This window comes from Streptomyces sp. NPDC029138, from assembly GCF_055564375.1.
In genome coordinates this window covers 25604-47843 of record NZ_JBVHWM010000070.1, presented here as the reverse complement: position 1 = coordinate 47843, position 22240 = coordinate 25604, and the positions used below count along the sequence as shown (strand labels likewise).

At 69.9% G+C, this 22240-nt stretch carries 13 protein-coding genes; 3 read left to right on the top strand and 10 right to left on the bottom strand.

Annotated elements, in window-relative coordinates:
* Nucleotides 1–66: 66 nt before the first annotated feature.
* Nucleotides 67–462: a PIN domain-containing protein gene (locus ACZ4WH_RS36305; protein ID WP_468188917.1), complete on the top strand. Its 396-nt coding sequence runs from the start codon at nt 67–69 to the stop codon at nt 460–462.
* 482 nt (nt 463–944) lie between these two features.
* Here ACZ4WH_RS36305 and ACZ4WH_RS36300 read toward each other — a convergent pair whose 3' ends face one another.
* The 10 genes from ACZ4WH_RS36300 to ngcE form a co-directional block, all read right to left on the bottom strand.
* Nucleotides 945–2399: a glycosyltransferase family 39 protein gene (locus tag ACZ4WH_RS36300; protein WP_468188915.1), complete on the bottom strand. Its 1455-nt coding sequence runs from the start codon at nt 2397–2399 to the stop codon at nt 945–947.
* 72 nt (nt 2400–2471) lie between these two features.
* The gene (locus ACZ4WH_RS36295; protein WP_468188914.1) at nt 2472–3992 is read right to left on the bottom strand and encodes an amino acid permease; all 1521 of its coding nucleotides are present in this window, start codon (nt 3990–3992) and stop codon (nt 2472–2474) included.
* 138 nt (nt 3993–4130) lie between these two features.
* On the bottom strand, nt 4131–6059 hold the full coding sequence (gene dxs / locus ACZ4WH_RS36290) for a 1-deoxy-D-xylulose-5-phosphate synthase (RefSeq protein WP_468188911.1): 1929 nt from the start codon (nt 6057–6059) through the stop codon (nt 4131–4133).
* 193 nt (nt 6060–6252) lie between these two features.
* Nucleotides 6253–7533: a sugar ABC transporter permease gene (locus ACZ4WH_RS36285; RefSeq protein ID WP_468188908.1), complete on the bottom strand. Its 1281-nt coding sequence runs from the start codon at nt 7531–7533 to the stop codon at nt 6253–6255.
* Entirely contained in the window at nt 7530–8321 is a 792-nt protein-coding gene (locus tag ACZ4WH_RS36280) for an ATP-binding cassette domain-containing protein (protein WP_468188906.1), read from the bottom strand. Before ACZ4WH_RS36280 ends, ACZ4WH_RS36285 begins: the two co-directional genes overlap by 4 nt.
* Before the next feature lie 200 nt (nt 8322–8521).
* Entirely contained in the window at nt 8522–9595 is a 1074-nt protein-coding gene (locus ACZ4WH_RS36275) for a sugar ABC transporter substrate-binding protein (protein ID WP_468188904.1), read from the bottom strand.
* A gap of 169 nt (nt 9596–9764) precedes the next feature.
* Nucleotides 9765–10964 carry an ROK family transcriptional regulator gene (locus ACZ4WH_RS36270; protein WP_468188901.1) on the bottom strand — a complete coding sequence of 400 codons (1200 nt, stop codon included), beginning with the start codon at nt 10962–10964 and terminating at the stop codon, nt 9765–9767.
* A 186-nt stretch (nt 10965–11150) separates the two neighbouring features.
* Nucleotides 11151–12074: a carbohydrate ABC transporter permease gene (locus ACZ4WH_RS36265; RefSeq protein ID WP_468188897.1), complete on the bottom strand. Its 924-nt coding sequence runs from the start codon at nt 12072–12074 to the stop codon at nt 11151–11153.
* Nucleotides 12075–12088: 14 nt separating this feature from the next.
* Nucleotides 12089–13024, bottom strand: a complete 936-nt coding sequence (locus tag ACZ4WH_RS36260; protein ID WP_468188894.1) for a carbohydrate ABC transporter permease — start codon at nt 13022–13024, stop codon at nt 12089–12091.
* Nucleotides 13025–13165: 141 nt separating this feature from the next.
* Nucleotides 13166–14608: an N-acetylglucosamine/diacetylchitobiose ABC transporter substrate-binding protein gene (ngcE, locus tag ACZ4WH_RS36255; protein ID WP_468188892.1), complete on the bottom strand. Its 1443-nt coding sequence runs from the start codon at nt 14606–14608 to the stop codon at nt 13166–13168.
* A gap of 342 nt (nt 14609–14950) precedes the next feature.
* Between ngcE and ACZ4WH_RS36250 the strand changes: the two genes are divergently transcribed.
* Together ACZ4WH_RS36250 and ACZ4WH_RS36245 are read left to right on the top strand one after the other, a co-directional pair.
* Nucleotides 14951–18754 carry a GH92 family glycosyl hydrolase gene (locus ACZ4WH_RS36250; protein ID WP_468188890.1) on the top strand — a complete coding sequence of 1268 codons (3804 nt, stop codon included), beginning with the start codon at nt 14951–14953 and terminating at the stop codon, nt 18752–18754.
* A gap of 221 nt (nt 18755–18975) precedes the next feature.
* Nucleotides 18976–22203: a tetratricopeptide repeat protein gene (locus ACZ4WH_RS36245; protein ID WP_468188888.1), complete on the top strand. Its 3228-nt coding sequence runs from the start codon at nt 18976–18978 to the stop codon at nt 22201–22203.
* Nucleotides 22204–22240: the final 37 nt, after the last annotated feature.

The window sequence follows — 22240 nt, the reverse complement described above, 5'->3', positions numbered from 1 at the left end:
CTTTAAGCCGCTCGGGACCGGCACCGGGGCCGGCCCCCGGTCACGCGGCATGGGACCCTGGGGTCCATGACCGACCCCCTCGACCCCGTGAACTCCTCCCGCTCCCCTCTGCTCGTCGTGGTGGACGGCGCCAACGTCGTCGGTTCGCGGCCCGACGGCTGGTGGCGGGACCGCAGGGGAGCGGCCGAGCGGCTGCGGGACCGGCTGGCGAGCGAGGGCCTGCCCGGGCACGCGGGGCCCGTGGAGATCGTGCTCGTGGTGGAGGGCGCGGCCCGGGGCGTGGCGTCCGTGCCGGGCGTGCGGGTGGAGTCGGCGGCGGGCAGCGGGGACGACCGGATCGTGGAGCTGACCGCCGAGAACGCCGACCGGTCCCGCCTGGTGGTGACCGCCGACCGAGAACTGCGCCGCCGGGTGACGGACCTCGGCGCGGAGGTGACCGGCCCGCGCACGGTCCTGGACTGACCGGCCCTGCCCGCCCCCGGTGCTCCTGCCCGACCCCGGTGACAGGGAGGTCCACCCCTGTCCCACCGGCAGCCGGCACCCGGTCCTGGAGCCCACGAGACCACCGCTGCCCCGTCGGCACCCCGTCCGGGAGCCGGAAGGCCTCCACCAGCCCGTCGGCACCCCGCCCCAGACGCCAGCAGACCCCCACCAACCCATCGGCACCCCATCCCGGACGCCAGCAGACCCCCACCAACCCAACGGCACCCCGCCCCAGACGCCAGCAGACCCCCACCAACCCGTCAGCACCCCGCCCCAGACGCCAGCAGACCCCCACCAACCCAACGGCACCCCATCCCGGACGCCGGCAAGCCTCCGCCAGCCCGCGGTACCCCGCCACGGACGCCAGCAGATCCCCGCTACCCCGTCGGCACCCCATCCCAGACGCCAGCAAGCCCCCGCCAGCCCATCTGCACCCCGTCCCTGACGCCGGCAGGCCTCCGTCAGCCCGTCGGCGTGCGGGCGTACAGGACCGCGCCGTCGACTCTGGCCACCTCCGTGTAGCCCGCCGTCAGGAGGCGGTGCAGGGTGGGGAGGCGGTCAGGGGCGTACGGCTCGCCGCGGGAGTCGTCGACGACCAGGGCGGGGGCCTGTGCGGTCATCTCCCGCCGGAAGACGGGCCAGGCGCCGGCGACGGCGTACTTCTCGCCGACCTGGGGGCCGTCCCGGCCGCCGCTGTAGTTGGTGAGCAGGCCCGCGGTGAGGTAGCGGGTGGCGGGGGTGCGGCCGGCCAGCCAGTACGTCTCCGGGTGTATCCCCCAGACGAGGACCCGGTCGGCGGGTGCCGTGCGGTGCGCGAGGGCCGCCGCCAGCCGTTCGGCGTGGGCGAGTTCGGGGCGCGGGGCGAACAGGCCCCAGCCGACGAAGAGGGCGCAGCAGCAGGCCGAGGTGAGCACGGCGGCCACGTGCCCGTCCCGGGGCAGGACATGCAGCGCCGCGGTGGCCAGCAGGGCGAGCGGCGGGGTGAGTTGCAGGTAGTAGTGGCCGAAGAAGTGGCAGCCGAGGGCCACGGCGACGGCCGACGAGGCCAGCCACAGCCACAGCCACACCTCGGCCGCACCGGCGCGGGCGCCGCGCAGGGCCCGTACGACCGGCGGGATCAGCCCCGCCGACGCCACCGCCAGGATCGCGGCGTTGGTCAGCGCGCGGGCCAGGACGTGGAGTTCGGAGCCGGTGACGGAGGCGTAGGCGGCGGAGCCGGTCACCGTCCAGAACAGGAAACCGGCCGGGTCGGTCGCCAGGGCCGCGCCGAGCACGGGTGCGGCGCAGCCGGCCGCGAGCCACGGCAGGCCCGCGCGGGTGCCGCCCCGCTGGTGCAGCAGCCAGGCCACCGGCAGCAGGACCGCGCCGCCGGTCTGCTTGGTGAGGAACGCGGCGGCGACGGCGGCCCCGGCGGCTCCCCAGCGTCCCCGGTCGGCGCACCACAGGGCGGCGGCCGTCCAGGGCAGTATGAACACCTCGAAGGTGGCGGCCTGTGCGTCCTCGGGGTTGAGCCCGACGGAGACCAGCAGGTACAGCACCCCGGCGGTGCGCCCGGCGCGGTCGCCCCAGCGGCGGCGGGCCAGGGAGGCCAGCAGGGCGGCGGTGAGCAGCTGGGCGAGGACGGCGAGCACCCGCAGCGGGGTCAGGGAGCCGGAGCCGCAGAGCGCGAACGCGGCCTGGTAGAGCCAGGGCAGCAGCGGCGGTTTGCGGTCCACGACCGTGTCGTACAGCTCCCCGCCCTGGGCGAGCAGCCGTGCCTGTACGGCGAGGAAGCCCTCGTCGGGATTCCACAGCGGCCGGCGGAAGGAGGGCATCCGGGTGGCGCAGGCCAGGGCCGCCAGGAGGGGCAGCAGTCGCGCCCAGTACGCCGTCCGGGTGACCGTGGTCCGTGCGGGGGCGAGCGGGGCGGCGAGCATGGTCCGCACGCTATCCGGCCCCGCCGTCCCAGCCGAAGCGGGACATACGGGGCCGGGGCGCGAGTGTGCGGGCTACTCGGTTCCGTGCGGCGGGCGCATGACCTCGCTGACCGTGGTCTCCTCGTGCCGGCCGAGGCGGCTGTGCGAGCGGCCGTAGAGGAAGTAGACGAAGAAGCCGATGACCATCCAGATGGCGAACCGGATCCAGGTCTCGGCGGGCAGGTTGAGCATCAGCCACAGGGAGGCGCACACGGACAGGATCGGGACGATCGGGACCCACGGGGTGCGGAAGGCGCGGTGCAGGTCCGGGCGGGTCCTGCGCAGGATGATGACGCTGAGGGCGACGACGACGAACGCGAACAGCGTGCCGATGTTCACCAGTTCGGCGAGTTCGCTGAGGCTGGTGAAGCCCGCGACGATCGCGATGATCCCGCCGAGCAGGATGGTGGACCGGTACGGGGTGCGGAACCGCGGGTGGGTGTGCGAGAAGAAGCGGGGCAGCAGCCCGTCGCGGCTCATGGCGAAGAAGACCCGGGACTGGCCGAGCAGCAGGATCATGCACACCGTGGTCAGTCCGACGGCGGCGCCGAAGCTGATCAGGCCCGCGTACCACGGGTGCCCGGTGGCCTTGAACGCGTCGGCGAGGGGCGCCTTCACGGACAGCGCGCTGTACTTCTGCATGCCGGTGACGACGATCGCCACGGCGACGTACAGGGTGGTGCAGATGATCAGGGAGCCCAGGATGCCGCGCGGGACGTCGCGCTGCGGGTTGCGGGTCTCCTCGGCGGCGGTGGCGACGACGTCGAAGCCGATGAACGCGAAGAAGACCACGGACGCCGCGGTGAAGATTCCCATGACGCCGAAGTCGGAGGGTGCCCAGCCGAAGATCAACTGGATGAGGGGGGCGTTCAGGTTCCCGCTCGCCTGAGCGGGCTGCTCCTTCGGGATGAACGGCTCGTAGTTGCCGCCGTGCACGAAGAAGGCACCGGCGATGATCACGACGAGGACCACGGTCACCTTGACCGCGACGACGACGGAGGTGACCCGCGCGGACAGCTTCATACCGACGACGAGGATGGCGGTGAGCACCAGGACGAGGGCCGCGGCGAGGATGTCGAAGCCGAAGCCGGTGGCGCCGTCCCGGCCGGAGAGGGCCGCGGGCATGTGCCAGCCCACGTTGTCCAGCAGCGAGGCGATGTACCCGGACCATCCGACCGCCACCACCGCCGTGCCGAGCGCCAGTTCGAGGACGAGGTCCCAGCCGATGATCCAGGCGGGGAGTTCACCGAGCGAGGCGTAGGAGAAGGTGTAGGCGGAGCCCGCCACGGGGACGCTGGAGGCGAACTCGGCGTAGCAGAGGGCGGCGAGCGCGCAGACGACACCGGCCACGACGAAGGACAGGGCCACGGCGGGGCCGGCGGTGTTCTTCGCCGCCGTGCCGGTGAGGACGAAGATGCCGGTGCCGATGATGACACCGACGCCGAACACGGTCAGATCAAGGGCGGTCAGTGACTTCTTGAGCGAATGTTCGGGTTCCTCGGTGTCCAGGATGGACTGCTCGACGTTTTTCGTCCGGAACAGCGCGTTGCTCACGTACCTACCTCCCACGCTTGTCGTCCTCGACATGATCGAGAGGGCCGGGGTGCGTATTCCCCGGCACAGGCAGGTTCACGCAAACGGGCCGGTTCCGCCACCGGGGGAAGCGGCGGAACCGGCCCGTGGGGGCGTTTTCTAGTCGCGCGCGGGCTCCACGGAGTCCACGGCACCCGCCGTACGGTCGAAGCGGCCGTCCAGCTTGGAGACGAGCCCGGTGACCTGGCGGGCGATGTCGGGCGCGGTCAGCCCGATCTCGGTCATGACCTCGGCGCGAGAGGCGTGGTCGAGGAAGCGCGGCGGGATGCCGAAGTCGCGCAGCGGCACGTCCACGCCCGCGTCCCTCAGGGCCTGGGCGACGGCGGAGCCGACACCGCCGACGCGGCTGTTGTCCTCGACGGTGACGACGACCCGGTGCCGTTCGGCCAGCGGGGCCATGGCCTCGTCGACGGGCTTGACCCAGCGGGGGTCGACCACGGTGGTGGAGATGCCCTGCTTGTCCAGCAGCCCGGCGATCTCCAGGCACATCGGGGCGAGGGCGCCGACGGAGACCAGCAGCACGTCCGGCCGGTCGGTGCCCGGCTCCCGGAGCACGTCCATGCCCCCGATCCGGCCCACGGCGGGTACGGCGGGGCCGACGGCGCCCTTGGAGAAGCGCACCACGGTCGGCGCGTCCTCGACGGCGACGGCCTCGTGCAGCTGGGCCCGCACCTGGTCGGCGTCGCGCGGCGCGGCGAGCCGCAGCCCGGGCACGACCTGGAGGATCGACATGTCCCACATGCCGTTGTGCGAGGCGCCGTCGGTGCCGGTGATGCCGGCCCGGTCGAGCACGAAGGTGACGCCGCACTTGTGCAGGGCCACGTCCATGAGGACCTGGTCGAAGGCGCGGTTGAGGAAGGTGGCGTACACGGCGAAGACCGGGTGGAGCCCGGCGTACGCGAGGCCGGCGGCGGAGACGGCTCCGTGCTGCTCGGCGATGCCGACGTCGTACACCCGCTCGGGGAACCGCTTGGCGAACTTGTCCAGACCCACGGGCTGGAGCATGGCCGCCGTGATGGCGACGATGTCCTCGCGCTCCTCGCCGAGCTTGACCATCTCCTCGCCGAAGACGGAGGTCCAGTCGGCGCCGGAGGAGGCGATCGGCAGCCCGGTGTCCGGGTGGATCTTGCCGACGGCGTGGAACCGGTCGGCCTCGTCCTGGAGGGCGGGCTGGTAGCCACGGCCCTTCTCGGTCAGGCAGTGCACGATGACCGGGCCGCCGAACCGCTTGGCCCGGGCCAGCGCCGACTCCAGCGCCTCGATGTCGTGGCCGTCGATCGGGCCGACGTACTTCAGGCCGAGGTCCTCGAACATGCCCTGCGGGGCGATGAAGTCCTTCAGCCCCTTCTTGGCGCCGTGCAGGGTCTCGTACAGCGGCTTGCCGACGACCGGGGTGCGGTCGAGGATGTCCTTCGTCCGCGCCAGGAAGCGCTCGTACCCGTCGGTGGTCCGCAGGGTCGCCAGATGGTTGGCGAGCCCGCCGATGGTCGGGGCGTACGACCGCTCGTTGTCGTTGACGACGATGACCAGCGGCCGGTCCTTGGCCTCGGCGATGTTGTTGAGCGCCTCCCAGGCCATGCCGCCTGTCAGGGCCCCGTCACCGATGACGGCGACGACATGGCTGTCCCGCTCGCGCAGCTGGTTGGCCTTGGCGATGCCGTCGGCCCAGCCGAGCACCGTGGAGGCGTGGCTGTTCTCGATGACGTCGTGCTCGGACTCGGCCTGCGAGGGGTAGCCCGACAGGCCGCCCTTCATCTTCAGCTTCGAGAAGTCCTGCCGGCCGGTGAGCAGCTTGTGCACGTAGGACTGGTGGCCGGTGTCCCACAGCACCTTGTCCTTCGGGGACTCGAAGACCCGGTGCAGGGCGATGGTCAGCTCCACCACACCGAGGTTGGGGCCCAGGTGCCCGCCGGTCTTGGAGACCTCCTGGACGAGGAAGGTCCGGATCTCCTCCGCCAGCTGGTCCAGCTCCTCCAGGCTGAGCCGGTCCAGATCGCGCGGTCCCCTGATGCGGGTCAGCAGCGGCACCCGTGCCTCCTTGCAGTAGAGCTGATCGAGCTGTTGCCGGGCTTGGACGAGTCTAATGTTCCGTCCGCACGCCCGATGGCCGGGCGGGGGGTCATGACTCACGCGAACGGCTGTACCCTGCGGCCAGCCCGGACACGCCCTTGCCCGGCACCGTGGGACGGTGCCGGGCAAGGGCGTGGTGCGTCGGGCGCGCTCAGGCGCGGCCGGCCGACTTCTGGGTCTTGCGGGTGATCGAGTCGATGACGACCGTGGCGAGGAGCACGCCACCGGTGATCATGTACTGGATCGGGGTGGCGATGCCCTGGAGGGCGAGGCCGTACTGGATCGACGTGATCACGAGGACACCGAGCAGCGCGTTCCAGGTGCGGCCCCGGCCGCCGAAGAGGCTGGTGCCGCCGATGACGGCCGCGGCGATGACGTTCATCAGCAGGTCGCCGGAGCCGGCGCTCTGGTTGGCGGCAGCGATCTTGGAGGCCCAGAACAGACCGCCGACCGAGGCGAAGAGGCCCGCGATGGCGAAGACCGAGACGCGCACCATGGTGACGTTGATACCGGCGCGGCGGGACGCCTCCACGCTGCCGCCGAGCGCGAAGACCTTGCGACCGTACGCGGTGCGGCGCAGCAGGAAGTCGCTGCCGACCAGGACGATCGCGAAGAGCAGCACCGCGAGCGGCAGACCCTTGTACTGGTTGAACATGACCGCGACGGCGAACGCGGCGACCGCGAGCAGCACGGTGCGCAGCACGATGTCGCTGAGCGGGCGGGACGGGATGCCCGCGAGCGCGCGGCGGCGGTTGCCGAGGAAGGCCGACAGGAAGTATCCGGCGACCGCGACGAAGGCCAGGAGGTAGGCGGCGGCCACGTCCGAGAAGTAGTACGTGGTGAGCTTGCCGACCACGCCGTCGCCGTCGAGGTTGATCGTGCCGTTCGAGCCCAGGATCTGGAGCATGAAGCCGTTCCAGAACAGCAGACCGGCCAGGGTCACCGCGAACGCGGGGGCGCCGATCCGGGCGAAGAAGAAGCCGTGCAGGGCACCGATGGCCGCGCCGGCCGCGAGGGCGGTGAGGACGGCGAGCCACTCGTTGACGCCGTGCGTGACGCTCATCACGGCGGTGATCGCCGAGGAGACGCCGGAGACGGAGCCGACGGAGAGGTCGATCTCGCCGAGCAGCAGCACGAAGATGATGCCGACCGACATCATGCCGGTGGCCACCATGGCGACGAAGATGTTGTTGAGGTTCTCCGCGCCGAGGAAGGCGGAGTTCAGGCTCTGGAAGATCGCGCAGATGGCGATGAGGCCGACCACGACCGGCAGGGCGCCGAGGTCGCCGGCGCGCATCTTGCGCTTGAACTCGACGACATAGCCCGCGAAGCCCTGTTCACGCACGAGCAGGCGGGGGTCGACGGCGGGGGCGGCGTCGGCGGCGACGGCGGGCGCGTCGACGGGCTCGGCCTGGGTCTTGTCGATGCTCACTTGTGAGCCTCCGCGGTGGTGCGCGCCGCACGACGGGTCACGGCGTTGTCCGTGGCGCCGGTGATGGCGGAGATGATCTCTTCCTGCGAGGTGGTCTTGACCTCGAACACGCCGTTGTTGCGACCGAGCCGCAGAACGGCGACCTTGTCGGCGACGGCCTTCACGTCAGCCATGTTGTGGCTGATGAGGATGACCGCGAGGCCGCGCTCGCGCAGCCGCTCGACGAGGTCGAGGACCTGGGCGGTCTGCTCGACGCCGAGGGCGGCGGTCGGCTCGTCGAGGATGACCAGCTTGGGCTCGCCGAGCATGGAGCGGGCGATGGCCACGACCTGGCGCTGACCGCCGGAGAGCGACGCGATCGGGATGCGCACGCTGGGGATGCGGATGGAGAGCGTCTGGAGCAGCTCGCGCGAGCGGCGCTCCATCTCCACCTCGTCCAGGACACCGCGCCGCTTGATCTCACGGCCGAGGAACAGGTTGCCGACGACGTCGATGTTGTCGCACAGGGCGAGGTCCTGGTAGACCGTCGCGATGCCCAGGTTCTGAGCGTCGTGCGGCCGGTTGACCGTGACGGGGCTGCCCTCCCACTCGATGACACCGTCATCGATGGGGTGCACACCCGCGATCGTCTTGACAAGGGTGGACTTGCCGGCGCCGTTGTCGCCTACGAGGGCAACCACCTCTCCGGCGTGGACCTCCAGCTCTACGTCGGTGAGCGCCTGAACGGCACCGAATCGCTTGGAGACCCCGCGCAACGCCAGCACGGGCGTAGCGGACACGTGAACCATCTCCTTCGCCGCCCGAGCCTGACCCCGGCGGGAGGTTGAACATGAAGAGTGAGGGGCGTTCCGTCCGGCGCCCCGCCGTTGTGCTGCGGGGCTGTCGGCGGCGAGGCGCCGGACGTGCCGGCACGGGGCGCGCGGACAGTGGGCGCGCGCCTCCCGTGCAGGCCGGTGGGACCGCCTGCCGAGGCGGCCCCCTGGGGGTGTTACTTCAGGCCGATCTTGGCGCAGGCGGCCTTGTACTTGCCCGCGCAGATCTCGTTGACCGTGTAGTAACCCTGCTTGACGACCGTGTCCTTGATGTTGTCCTTCGTCAGCGAGACTACCGGGACGATGACGGCCGGGATGCCCTTCTCGGTGCCGCTGTCGACGGTGCTGGCGCCGAGCGAGCTGTCGACCTTGCCGGTCTTGGCGATCGAGACGGCCATCTTGGCGACGGTCTCGGCCTCCTGCGGGTACGACTTGAAGACGCTCATGTACTGCTCGCCCGTCACGATGCGCTGCACGCCCGCGAGCTCGGCGTCCTGGCCGGTGACCGGGGGAAGCGTCTTGAGGCCCGCGCCCTTGAGCGCGGTGATGACGCCGCCCGCCATGCCGTCGTTGGCGGAGTAGACGCCGACGATCTTGTCCTTGCCGAGGGCGGAGATGGCGCCCTCCATGTTGGCGTTGGCGTTCTCCGGCTTCCACTCCTTGGTGTCGTACTCCTTGCCGATGTTCACCTTGCCGTCGAGGACGTCGTGCGCGCCCTTCTTGAACTGCGCGGCGTTCGGGTCGGTCACGGAGCCGTTCATCATGACGATCTTGCCGGACTTGGCCTTGCCGCCCAGGGCCTTCAGCAGGGCCTCACCCTGCGTCTTGCCGACCTCGACGTTGTCGAAGGAGGTGTAGGCGGAGATGGGGCCCTCGGCGAGACGGTCGTAGGCGACGACCGGGATGCCCGCGTCCTTGGCCTTCTTGACGCCCTGCGCGACCGCCTTGTAGTCGACCGCGTCCAGGATCAGCACGTCGACCTTCTTGGTGATCATCGTGTCGATCTGCTGCGACTGGAGGGTCGCGTCCTGCTTGGCGTTGAGGTAGTCGACCTTGCCCTTGCCGTTCGTCAGCTCCGAGATCTGCTTCTCGATGATGGGCTTGTCGAACTTCTCGTAGCGGGCGGTCTGGTTCTCCGGCAGGAGCAGACCGACGGTGATGTCGTCACCCTTGTGGGTGGCCGTCTTACCGCTGTCACCGTTGCCGCCGGACTCCTTCGCGCTGCCGCAAGCGGCGAGCGAGACGGTCATTGCGGTGGCACAGAAAGCAAAGGCAGCACGACGCATGCGCTTGTTCACTCTTCAAACCTCCCTGACGAGGCCGCGTCGTTGCGGCCGAGGTGGCTGGAAGTCAACTCGGCCACACGTGCGACGTCAAGAAGTAAATCCTTAACGAGATGGCAACGGTGCCATCCGTTCTCTAAGTGAAGGCAGGGGTCGCCACGGGGAGTGCACCCTCCAAAAGGGTTGAATCGCCCATCTCGCTGAGGGCGAGGGCGAGCGCTCCGAGCACCTCCGCGCGGCCCCCAAGTGCCCCCGGAAGAACGGACAGTTGGCGCGCCGCGCTCGGAATGGCGTAGCGGCCGACGGACTCCCTGATCGGCCCGAGCACCAGCTCACCGGCCTCGGCGAGATCACCACCGAGGACCACCCGGCTCGGGTTCAGCAGATTGCAGAGATTGGCCACTCCACTGCCGATGTGGCGGCCGACGTCGGCGATCACCCGACGACAGCCCGGGTCACCGTCCCTGGCCAGCCGTACGACGCCTTCCATCGTCAGGTCGGGACCGTGGCTGGGCTGGAGCAGCGGGAGCACATAGCGCGCCGCAGCGAACGTCTCCAGGCAGCCGCGGTTTCCGCAGCGGCAGACCGGGCCGGATTCATCGAGTGTAATATGCCCGATTTCGCCCGCTGTGCCGCCGGGGCCGCGATAGATCTTCCCGTCGATCACCAGACCGGCGCCGACACCGCTCGCGACCTTGATGTACGCCAGGTCCCGGACGCCCTTGCCACTGCCCCAGACCAGCTCACCGAGGGCGCCGAGGTTGGCGTCGTTGTCCACGTGCACCGGCACGCCGAGCCGTTCGCGCAGCTCCTCGGCGGGCTTGGTGCCGCCCCAGCCGGGCAGGATCGCGGTCGAGCCGAGCGTGCCCGACTCGACGTCGATCGGACCCGGCACGCCGAGCCCCACGCCGGCCACCTTGGCCCGGTCCACGCCCGTCGCCGCGATCAGCCGGTTGACCAGCTGTTCGGCCCGGTCGAAGCCCTGGTCGGCGGAGGCGTCCACGTCCAGCGGCTCGGCCTCCTCGGCCAGCACCTGATGGGCGAGGTTGCCGACCGCGACCCGCAGATGGGTGTGCCCGAAGTCGACCCCGATCACGATGCCGGCGTCCCCGCTCAGGCTGACGCTGCGGGCTCGCCGCCCGCCCGCCGACGTGGGCGTGACCTCGACGGTTCCGCCGTCCTTCAGCTCCCGCACGATGTTGGAGACGGTCGCGGCGGACAGCCCGGTGGTCCGGGCGATCTCCGCCTGCGTAAGAGACCCGGCCAGGCGTACGGCCCGGACGACCCGCTCCAGGTTGGCTCGGTGCAGTGACGACTGCGACCCTGGAGTCTCCACGACGACCTCCTGAGCGCGGGGCCGCTTCGGCGAGGCCCCGTGTATGTCCAACTAGTGAACTCTAAGCTGAGCCGTTCGGGGTGACTCCCGTCAAGAGGTTGAACCGTTTCCGGGTACATGGACACACGCGCGCACGCCGCTCCGGAAGCCGGGAGCGGCGTGCGCACGGACGGTCGCGGAGCGCGGTTACTTCAGTGTGGCGGAGGTCAGACCGGCCTGCACCTGGCGCTGGAAGGACAGGTACACGACCAGCATCGGGATCATGGCGATGGTCACACCCGCGAAGAGAACGGGCAGGTCGGAGGCGTATCCCTGCTGCTGTTGCAGCTGGATCAGGCCCTGTGTGAGGACGTACCGCTCGGGGTCCGAGCCGCTCTGCGGCTGCATCAGGACCGTGGGCAGGATGAACTGGTTCCACTGACCCAACGTGTTGAAGATGCCCACGCTGATCAGTCCGGGTTTCGCCATCGGCAGCATCACCTGGAAGAAGGTCCTGGTGTGCGAGGCGCCGTCCAGGATCGCCGCCTCGAAGACCGCCGTGGGCAGCGTCCGGAAGAAGGCGTGCATGAAGAACACCGTGAACGGCATCGAGTAGGCGACGTAGACCAGGATCAGCCCCTGGTAGGTGTTCAGCATGTCCAGCCGCTTGACCATGAAGAACAGCGGGACCAGGGCCAGGAACACCGGGAACATCGCGCCGGCCACGAAGAAGTAGTACAGCAGCCGGTTGCCCCAGAACCGGTACCGCGCCAGCACGTACGCGGCCATCGACCCGAACAGCATGGTCAGCGGGACGGAGAACACCAGTACGATCACGGTGTTCAGGAAGTAGTCGCCGATGCCCTTGTCCCAGGCGCGGCGGAAGACGTCGACGGTCCAGTTCTCCGGCCAGCCGAGGGCCGAGCCGCCGATCTGGGCGTCGGTCTTGAAGGAGCTGAGCACCAGCCACAGCAGCGGCAGCACGATCAGCAGGGCCCACAGCGCGAGGAAGCCGTGGGAGAAGACGTTCAGGACCACGCCCTCGCCGCGCCGGTCACCGGGCCGGGCGGGGACCTTGGCCACCGCCCGCCCGGCGGGCGCGGGGGCGGTCTCCTTGATGGGTGCGCTCATCGACGTGACTCCGCTCAGAACTCGATGCGGTCGCGGCGGGTGGCGCGCAGCGTGACCACGGACAGGACCAGCGTGAGCAGCAGCATGACCACGCCCATGGCGCAGGCGTAGCCGCTCTTGCCGTAGTAGAGGAAGTTCCGCATCATCACCGTCGACATCACGTCGCTGTGGTGGTCGGGGCCACCGCCGTACGCGCCCATGTTCTGGGTCATCGACGAGACCAGGACGAACATGTCCATGGCGACGATGCCGAGGTAGACCCAGGCGGTCTGCACGGAGTCCCACAGCAGCGGCAGGGTGATGCGGAAGAAGGACTGGCCACGGCTCGCCCCGTCGATCAGGGCGGCCTCGTAGATGTCCCTCGGGACGGACTGCATGGCGGCCGAGAACAGCACCAGGTAGAAGCCGACGCCGTGCCAGACCACGACCAGCATCAGCGCCCACAGGACCACGTTCGGCTCGTTGAGCCACTCCACCGGATCGGCGGCGTCGACCAGGCCGAGCTTGATCAGGAGGCCGTTGAGCAGACCGCCGCCGTCACTGCGGTACACCGCGTTGAACAGCACCGCGAGGATGGCCAGCGACAGCACCTGCGGAAAGAAGTAGAGGATCTTGTAGAGCCTCGCCCCGGCGACCCCCTGGACACCGCCGGCCCGGCCGCGCCCGCCCGCGTTCAGCATGAAGGCGAAGAACAGGGCGAGCAGAATCGTGATCACCGGGATGAAGACGAGGAAGAGGATGTTGTGCCAGATGGCTTCGAGGAAGACATCGTCCTGGAACAGCGCCCTGTAATTGTCCAGACCAACGAACCGGAAGGTCTGCGACTGCCCCTTCCAGTCGGTCAGCGAATAGCCGAAGGTCTGGATGTACGGCCAGATCACGAAGATCACATAAAGCGCCACGGGTACGAGGAGAAACCCCGCGACGAACCGGTACTGCCCTTTGCGCATGGCCTTTTTCCTGCCCTGTGGTGGAGCGCCCCGAAGGGGCACGGGGCTGTGCCGATATGCGGCTCCGCCGCGTGGCCGCGAGAGACCACGACGAACCGGCACCCGCGAACGCACCCCGCACCCCTACGGCGCCCAGGCGAACTAATCCCGGTGATTCTTCTTCGACGCAGGGTCCTTGGCCTGCTTGTCCACGGCCGCCTGACACCTCTTCAGCCACTCCTTCGGCTGAATCCGCTTGGCCATCAGCTCATTGGAGGCCGCCTCGATGGCGGTCCCCATCTCGCCGTACCACTCGGTGTACAGGTACCGGAAGGTGTTGCCGCCGGCCGCCTTCGACGCCTCGACCGTGGACTGCGTACCCGGCCGCAGCTGGACGCCGGGATCGACGCCGTCCTTGAGGATCGTCAGCGAGTTGGCCTGCTTCGCGAAGAGCGTCGACCACTCCTTGGACAGCATGCGCCGCATGAACTCCTTGGCCGCGGGCAGGTTCTTCGCCTTCGCCGGGATGATGAAGGGCTCGCCCGAGCCGGCCCGGATCGCCTCGAACGGCAGCTTGCTGCCGGGCAGCAGCGGCATCGGCAGGAACTTCATGTCGAAGTCGGTCGGCGTCTGCTTGAGCTGCTCGTTCTCCAGCCAGGAGCCGGAGGTGATGAACACGGCCTTGTACTGGTTCCAGCGGGTCTGCGACTCGGTGTGCGTCAGGCCGTTCGTGCCGGGCATGAGATAGCCCTTCTCGACCACCTCGTAGATCGCCTCGATGGCGTCCTGCGCCGCCTCGGAGCCGACGAACGCCTTGGGGTCGAGGTTGTCGATCGCCTTCATGGCGTCCAGGCCGCCCTTCTTGGCGATCAGGTCCATGATGGCGACGTTGATGTAGTACGGGTACTTGCCCTGGTGCGCTAGGCCGCCGATGCCCTCCGACTTGGCGTCCTTGCAGATGGCGAGGAAGTCGGCCCAGGTCTTGGGCTCCTCCCAGCCCTTCTCCTTGAAGAGCTTGCCCGAGTACCACAGCCCCCAGACCGTGTAGATGTAGTTCAGCGCGACGATCTTGCCCTCCTGGAGGCCCGGGTCGAGCGTGCCGGGGATCAGGGTGTCGCGGACCTTCTTGGCCGGGTCGTCCACCGAGGGCGCGTCCAGCACCTCGGCGAGGTCCAGCAGCTGACCGTTCTTGTACAGGACGTCGATATTGATCTTCTGGGCGCCGGAGTCGTCCACGATGTCCGGCGGGTTGCCCGCGTTGAACCGCGGCTGGAGCTTGCCGGTGATCTCCTGGGTGCCGGTGTGGGTGGAGGTGATGCCGAGCTTCTTGCCGAAGTCGGCCTCCCACGCCTTGGCGTAATCGTCGCCGTATCCGCCCTTGAAGACGACGACGTCGAGCTTGCCGCCCTTCTGGGCGCCGAACGGGTTGTCCTTGGACGTCTTGCCCTGGGCGCCGCCCTCGTCCGAGTCGTCGCTGCCGCCGCCGCTGGCGCAGGCGGACAGCAGGCCCATTCCCGGGGCCGCGACCAGACCGAGTGCCGCGGACCGCTTGATCAGATCACGACGTCCTACACCTTCGGCACCGTGGTGCGCAGTGGATCCCATGCTCAAGTCCTCGCCTTCTCCAGGACTCAGGCGGTGAACCGGATCCTCCCCGGCACCGCTGTCGGGTAGTGCTGGGTCGTGCTGGAAACGCCGACAGGTATAGTCCACTTTCCGCCAGCGGAGCAAGATCGAATGCAGGGTTGGCGTTGGGTCTTTTCCGAGTTGAGACCTCGCGGAAATATGAAGGCCCGCGGAACGGCCCGCCGGAAAAAGTCGCGACATAACTCCCTGAATGCCACGGTCAACACCCTTGACATCACGGGCCACTTGACCACCTACTGGTTCCTGCGCCCCGTAGTTGACAACGTTGTCCGGAGGGGGCGCAGGAGGGGAAGTCGGTAGATGCAGCGGAGAACGCGGCACAGATGGGGTCCGGCGGCCGTCCTCACGGCCGCCTTTGTCATGGCCGTCGGCGCGCAGGGCGCGGCGGTCGCCCTGCCGGCCAAGGCTCCGGCGGCCGACCGGGAGTTCGCATCCTCGTTCGAGGCGGGCGACCCGGCGCCGGACTGGCTGAACACCGTCGACACCGGACGGGACGGCACCAAGCGCGCCTCGGGCGTCGACGGCGGTTACAGCACCGGCATTCCGGGCAATGTCACCGACCATGTCACCGAAGTCCGGGCCAGCGGCGAGAACACCGGCGCCGGCGAGGTCAAGGAGAACCTCGTCGACGGCGAGCCCGGCACCAAGTGGCTGACCTTCGAGCCCACCGGCTGGGTGGAGTTCGACCTGGACAAGCCCGTCAAGATAACGACGTACGCGCTCACCTCGGCCAATGACTTCGGTGAGCGCGACCCCAAGGACTGGACCCTCAAGGGCTCCACCGACGGCAAGGACTGGAAGACGGTCGACACCCGCTCGGGCGAGACCTTCGCCGAGCGGTTCCAGACGAAGTCGTACGACCTCGGCGAACCGGCCGAATACCAGCACTTCCGGCTGGAGGTGACGAAGAACGACGGCGCCCCGGACATCCTCCAGCTCGCCGATGTGCAGTTCTCCACCGGCAGCGGCGGCGGCCCGGTGCCGCAGGACATGCTGACCCTGGTCGACAAGGGCCCGAGCGGCTCCCCGACCGCCAAGGCGCGGGCCGGGTTCACCGGAAAGCGTGCCCTGCGCTACGCCGGCCGGCACACGGCGTCCGGCCGGGCCTACTCGTACAACAAGGTCTTCGACGTGAACGTGAAGGTCGGCGGCGACACCCAGCTGTCGTACCGCGTCTTCCCGTCGATGGCCGACGGCGACCGCGACTACGACGCCACGAACGTCTCCGTCGACCTGGCCTTCACCGACGGCACCTATCTGAGCGGCCTGAACGCGCTGGACCAGCACGGCTTCCCGCTCACCCCGCGCGGGCAGGGCGCGTCGAAGGCGCTGTACGTCAACCAGTGGAACAACGTGGCCGCGCGGATCGGCTCGGTCGCGGCCGGCAAGACCGTCGACCGCATCCTGGTGGCGTACGACTCCCCCGACGGCCCGGCGAAGTTCCGCGGCTGGCTGGACGACGTGACCCTCAAGCCGGTCGCGCCCGAGAAGCCGAAGGCGCATCTGTCGGACTACGCGCTGACCACCCGCGGCACCAACTCCAGCGGCAGCTTCTCGCGCGGCAACAACTTCCCGGCGACGGCCCTGCCGCACGGCTTCAACTTCTGGACCCCGGTGACCAACGCGTCCTCGCTGAGCTGGCTGTACGAGTACGCACGCGCGAACAACGCGGACAATCTGCCGACGATCCAGGCGTTCAGCGCGAGTCACGAGCCGAGCCCGTGGATGGGTGACCGGCAGACCTTCCAGCTGATGCCGTCGGCCGCGTCCGGCACCCCGGACACCGGCCGCGAGGCGCGGGAGCTGCCCTTCCGGCACGAGAACGAGACCGCGCGGCCGTACTACTACGGCGTCCGGTTCGAGAACGGCCTCAAGGCCGAGATGGCCCCGACCGACCACGCGGCCGCCCTCCGCTTCACCTATCCCGGTGACGACGCGAGCGTGGTGTTCGACAACGTCACCGAGCAGGCCGGCCTCACGCTCGACAAGGAGCACGGGACCGTCACCGGTTACTCGGACGTGAAGTCGGGCCTGTCCACGGGCGCGACCCGGCTGTTCGTGTACGGCGAGTTCGACAAGCCGGTCACCGACGGCTCCTCCAGCGGGGTGAAGGGCTTCCTGCGCTTCGACGCGGGCGCCGACCGCACCGTCACCCTGCGCCTGGCGACCTCGCTGATCAGCGTCGACCAGGCGAAGGACAACCTGCGCCAGGAGATCCCGGACGGCACCTCCTTCGACACGGTCAAGGACCACGCCCAGCGGGTCTGGGACAAGCTGCTCGGCAAGGTCGAGGTGGAGGGCGCGACCCCGGACCAGCTGACCACGCTGTACTCCGGCCTGTACCGGCTGTACCTGTACCCCAACTCCGGTTTCGAGCGGGTCGACGGCAAGGACCGGTACGCCTCGCCGTTCTCACCCATGCCGGGTCCGGACACCCCGACGCACACCGGCGCGAAGATCGTGGACGGCAAGGTGTACGTCAACAACGGCTTCTGGGACACCTACCGGACCACCTGGCCCGCGTACTCGTTCCTGACGCCGTCCCAGGCGGGCGAGATGGTCGACGGGTTCGTGCAGCAGTACAAGGACGGCGGCTGGACCTCCCGCTGGTCCTCCCCCGGCTACGCCGACCTGATGACCGGCACCTCCTCGGACGTGGCGTTCGCCGACGCCTACGTCAAGGGCGTGAAGTTCGACGCGAAGGCGGCGTACGACGCGGCCGTGAAGAACGCGACCGTGGTCCCGCCGACGTCCGGCGTGGGCCGCAAGGGCATGTCCACCTCGCCGTTCCTCGGCTACACCTCGACCGACACGCACGAGGGCCTGTCGTGGGCGATGGAGGGCTACGTCAACGACTACGGCATCGCGAAGATGGGCGAGGCGCTCTACAAGAAGACGGGCGAGAAGCGCTACCAGGAGGAGTCGGAGTACTTCCTCAACCGGGCCCGGGACTATGTGAACCTGTTCGACGCCAAGGCCGGCTTCTTCCAGGGCCGGGACGACAAGGGCGCCTGGCGCGTGGACTCCGCGAAGTACGACCCGCGCGTGTGGGGCTACGACTACACGGAGACCAACGGCTGGGGCTACGCCTTCACCGCCCCGCAGGACAGCCGGGGCCTGGCCAACCTGTACGGCGGCCGGCAGGGCCTCGCCGACAAGCTGGACGAGTACTTCGCCACCCCGGAGACGGCCTCCCCCGACCATGTCGGCTCCTACGGCGGTGTCATCCACGAGATGACCGAGGCGCGGGACGTCCGGATGGGCATGTACGGCCACTCCAACCAGGTCGCCCACCACGTCATCTACATGTACGACGCGGCCGGCGAACCGTGGAAGGCGCAGGCGTCCGTCCGCGAGGCGCTCTCCCGGCTCTACACCGGCAGTGAGATCGGGCAGGGCTACCACGGCGACGAGGACAACGGCGAGCAGTCGGCCTGGTTCCTCTTCTCCTCGCTCGGCTTCTACCCACTGGTCATGGGCAGCGGCGAGTACTCCATCGGCTCCCCGCTGTTCAAGAAGGTCACCGTGCATCTGGAGAACGGCCGGGACCTCGTGGTGCGGGCGCCGGGGAACAGCGCGAAGAACGTCTACGTCCAGGGCGTGATGTTCAACGGCCGCCCCTGGAAGTCGACGTCGCTCCCGCACTCGCTGCTGTCCAAGGGCGGGGTGCTGGACTTCTTCATGGGCTCCAAGCCGTCGGCGTGGGGCACCGGGAAGGACGCGGCGCCGGTCTCGGTCACCCAGGACGACAAGGTGCCGACGCCCCGCGCGGACGTCCTGAAGGGTGACGGCCCGCTCTTCGACGACACCTCGGCGACGAGCGCGACGCTCACCTCGGCGGACCTGCCGGCCAAGGGTGACGTACGGCCGGTCCAGTACACGCTGACCTCGGGAGCCGACCGCACGAAGGCGCCGACCGGCTGGACCCTGGAGGGCTCCACCGACGGCACCACCTGGCGGACCCTGGACCACCGCTCCGGCGAATCGTTCACCTGGGACCGCCAGACCCGCGCCTTCACCATCGCCGCACCGGGCACGTACACGAAGTACCGCCTGGTCCTGGACGGCGAGTCGACCCTGGCGGAGGTGGAACTGCTGGGCTGAACAGCGGCTCGCCCGCGATGACATGAGGCCCCGGGGGTCGCCGCACACGAGGCGTCCCCGGGGCCGTACGACGTCGTCCTCGGGCTCGGTGGTCGACGGTCGGCGCACCCGGGACGTGCCCACACGCCAGGGTGATCCGGTCGGCTCCGCCCACCTCTGTCGGTGCGCCGAGGCAGAATCGACTCCTGTCACGCACCGCGTACGACGAGGGGGGTCGACCGATGCACGCTCCCGTGGACATCGGTGAGTTGGTGCGCTTCGCGCTGCACACGATGGGCGAGCGCAACGCGCACCACGAGTTCGAGCGGCTCTGCCTGGAGGTCGCCCGCCGGCGTCTGGTCAGCAACCTGCTGCTGGCCACCGGGCCGGTGAGCAGCGGGGGCGACCAGGGACGGGACGGCGAGAGCTTCTGGACGGCCCTGGTCCACCCGCCGCATACCCCGGCCTCGGAGTTCGCCGCTCTCGCGTCGCCGCAGCGGGTCGTCCTGGCCTGCACCATCCAGAGGACCAACGTCCCGGCCAAGGTCAGGAGGGATCTGGCAGCGATCAACGGACAGGGCGGCGCCGTGGACCGTGTCCTGTTCTTCACCGTCGCCGCCGTGCCGGTGGCCACCCGGCACGCGCTGCAACGTGAGGCACGGGAGGTCCACGACGTCGAGCTGGACCTCTTCGACGCGGTCGCCCTCACCGACTTCCTCACCGCGCCGGACCTGATCCACCTGGCCCAGCGGCACCTGGGGCTGCCCTCGCTCCCGGGCATGGGCGGTGAGCCCGCGGGAGACCTGTCGGTCGCAGTGCCCGAGGACGCGATCGAACACCACGTCCGTGGCCGGGACGCGCTGCTGGCCGAGTTGGCGGAGCAGATGACGCGTGGCGGCGACCGGGTGGTGCTGTGCGGGGTCGGCGGCTGTGGCAAGAGCACGGTGGCGCTGGCGCTCGCCCGCCGGGGCCGCGCCGCCGGGTTGCAGGTGTGGTGGGTCGACGCGGCGACCCGCAGCACCTTCGAGGAGGGGTTGCGCGAGGTCGCCGTGCAGGCGGGCGTGTCCCGCGTGGAGGCCCGCGAGGTGTGGACACGGCGGGAGGCCGCCCGGGACGTACTGTGGCGTGCGCTGGACGACCCGGGTAGGAGGCGGTGGCTGCTGGTCGTCGACAACGCCGACGACCCGTCGGTGGTGCGCGACTGGATCAGGGCACCCCGGCCGGGGAGCACCGTGTTGGTCACCAGCCGGGAGCAACGGCCCGCCGCCTGGTGGAGGCAGGCGACCGTGCACGCCGTCGACCCGATCGGCGAGGCGCACGGCGCCGCGATGCTCCGGGAACTCGCCCCGCGGGCCGGCACGGAGGAAGAGGCACGGAGCCTGTCCCGGCGGCTCGGCGGACTGCCGCTCGCCCTGTTACTGGTGGGCAGGTATCTCGCCATGACCAGCGACGACCCGGTGCTTCCGGAGTCGCACACGCCGCGCTCGTTCGCCGCGTACCAGGCGGCGCTCGACCGGGAGTTCCCCGAAACCGTCTCGGCCCTGCCGCACGACCCGTCCGGTCCGCTCACGCTGACCTGGGAGATGTCCCTGGATCTGCTGGAGGCGAAAGGGGCCGCCGTCGCACGGCCGCTGTTCCGGCTCATCTCCTTCTTCTCGCCCGACCCCCTGCCGGTCGTGCTGCTCATCGGCAGCGTGCTGGGGCGGGCGAGCGTGTTCGCCGGGCTGTCGGCGACCGGCCTGGAGGAGGCGGTGCGCGGCCTCCTCGGCTGCGGACTGCTGAACCGCCGCCGGATCGAGGCGGACGGTACGACGGTGGACACCCTGGTCGTCCACCCGCTCGTCCGTGAGATCACGCGCATGCAGCCGGACGCCGTCGCGGGCGCGCCCGAGTACACGACACTGTCCGTCGTGCTGCTGGCGAAGGTGGCCGGCGGGCTGCCGAGCGACGACACGTCGACCTGGCCACTGTGGCGTCTGCTCGCACCGCACTGCACGTGGGTCGCGTCGGAGACCTCCCACGCGGCCGGGGAGGACTGGATGGTCCGCGGTGACCTCGCCGCGCGGACCGCCGCGTACGCCCACACGGCCGGTGTGTGGTCGCTTGCGGAGGAGCAGCTCCGCCACGCGTTGGACGCCCTCGGGCACTGCCTTCCCGCGGACGCGCCGCGCATCGTGGCGACACGGCACAACCTGGCCTACCTCCGGCACGATCAGGGGCGTTATGACGAGGCCGAGGCGGAGTTCGCCCACGTCCTGGAATCGGCGCTGAGGACCCTCGGCCCGGATCACCGGACCACCCTGGCGGCACGCCATGAACTGGCCCGGCTCCGTCTGGACCGCGGGGACGTCGCCTACGCCCATGCCGAGCTGTCCGTCGTCGTCTCCCGCACGGTGGCGGTGCTGGGGCCGGACCACCCGGTCACCTTGGCGGCTCGGCACGAGCTCGGCCGCACTCTGCGCGCCCGAGGCGACCTCGCCGGGGCCCGGTCCCTGTTCGAGCAGGTGGTCAGCGTCAAGACGGACTCCCTGGGCGAGGCGGCACTGCCGACGCTCGCGACCCGTCATGAACTCGCTGACCTGCTCCTCGAGCTCGGCGAGGTGGAACAGGCCCATGCCGCCTTCACGGAGGTCCTGGCGCTGGAAGACCGCAGCCAGGGTCCCGACCATCCCAGCACCCTGGTCACCAGGAACAACCTCAGCCGCGCCCTCGTCGAACTGGGACGGCTCGACGAGGCGGAGGCGGAGCTGTGCGAGACGCTCGCCGCGTGGGACCGCATCGGTGAAGGGACTCACCCCATGGCAATCGTCACGCGCGGGGCCCTCGGTGGTCTGCTCGCCACGACCGGCCGGGCGGCCGAGGGGGAGAAGCTGCTGCGGACAGCGGCCCTCGCGCTGGAGCAGATCTTCGGCGCCGGCCATCGCGAGACCGTCGACGCCCGGCTCAATCATGCGGAGTCCCTGCACCGGCTGAACCGGCACGCGGACGCGGAAGCCTTGCTCCGTGCCGTCGTGGGGGCCCTGGTGGATACGGCCGACGGCGAGGGGACCCGCGTCCTCGCGGCTCGCCGGAAACTGGCCGACATCTACTTCGAGCTGGGCCGGGACGCCGAGGCGGAGGACGAACTCCGCCGGATCGTCGCCGCGAAGAGCCGGGACCTGGGGGCCGACCACGCGGAGACCCTCCAGGTCCGCCAGGCTCTGGCGGCCGTCCTGCTGCGCCAGGGACACACGGCCCTCGCTGCCAGACAACTCGTGGCGCTCGTCGATCCGTTGGACGCCACCCTGGGCCGGAACCACCGGGACTCCCTGATCGCGCGATCGAATCTGGCCTTCGCCCAGTCGCAGCTCGATGCCGACGCGGCAGCGAGACGGCAGCTTCGACGCGTTGTGGCGGTGTACGAGGAGGACGGACTCGTGCCGGACGAGTTGCTCGCCACCGTGCGGGAACTGCTCCACCAGCTGGGGTGAGGCGAGCCGCCGACCATGGCCGTGACGAAGGTGCACC

Excerpts from the sequence above, each read along its gene's own strand:
- ACZ4WH_RS36300 (WP_468188915.1), bottom strand. The coding sequence starts at position 2,399 with ATGCTCGCCGCCCCGCTCGCCCCCGCACGGACCACGGTCACCCGGACG.
- ACZ4WH_RS36280 (WP_468188906.1), bottom strand. The coding sequence starts at position 8,321 with ATGGTTCACGTGTCCGCTACGCCCGTGCTGGCGTTGCGCGGGGTCTCC.
- ACZ4WH_RS36250 (WP_468188890.1), top strand. The coding sequence starts at position 14,951 with ATGCAGCGGAGAACGCGGCACAGATGGGGTCCGGCGGCCGTCCTCACG.
- ACZ4WH_RS36275 (WP_468188904.1), bottom strand. The coding sequence starts at position 9,595 with ATGACCGTCTCGCTCGCCGCTTGCGGCAGCGCGAAGGAGTCCGGCGGC.
- ACZ4WH_RS36260 (WP_468188894.1), bottom strand. The coding sequence starts at position 13,024 with ATGCGCAAAGGGCAGTACCGGTTCGTCGCGGGGTTTCTCCTCGTACCC.
- ACZ4WH_RS36245 (WP_468188888.1), top strand. The coding sequence starts at position 18,976 with ATGCACGCTCCCGTGGACATCGGTGAGTTGGTGCGCTTCGCGCTGCAC.
- ACZ4WH_RS36305 (WP_468188917.1), top strand. The coding sequence starts at position 67 with ATGACCGACCCCCTCGACCCCGTGAACTCCTCCCGCTCCCCTCTGCTC.
- ngcE (WP_468188892.1), bottom strand. The coding sequence starts at position 14,608 with ATGGGATCCACTGCGCACCACGGTGCCGAAGGTGTAGGACGTCGTGAT.
- ACZ4WH_RS36265 (WP_468188897.1), bottom strand. The coding sequence starts at position 12,074 with ATGAGCGCACCCATCAAGGAGACCGCCCCCGCGCCCGCCGGGCGGGCG.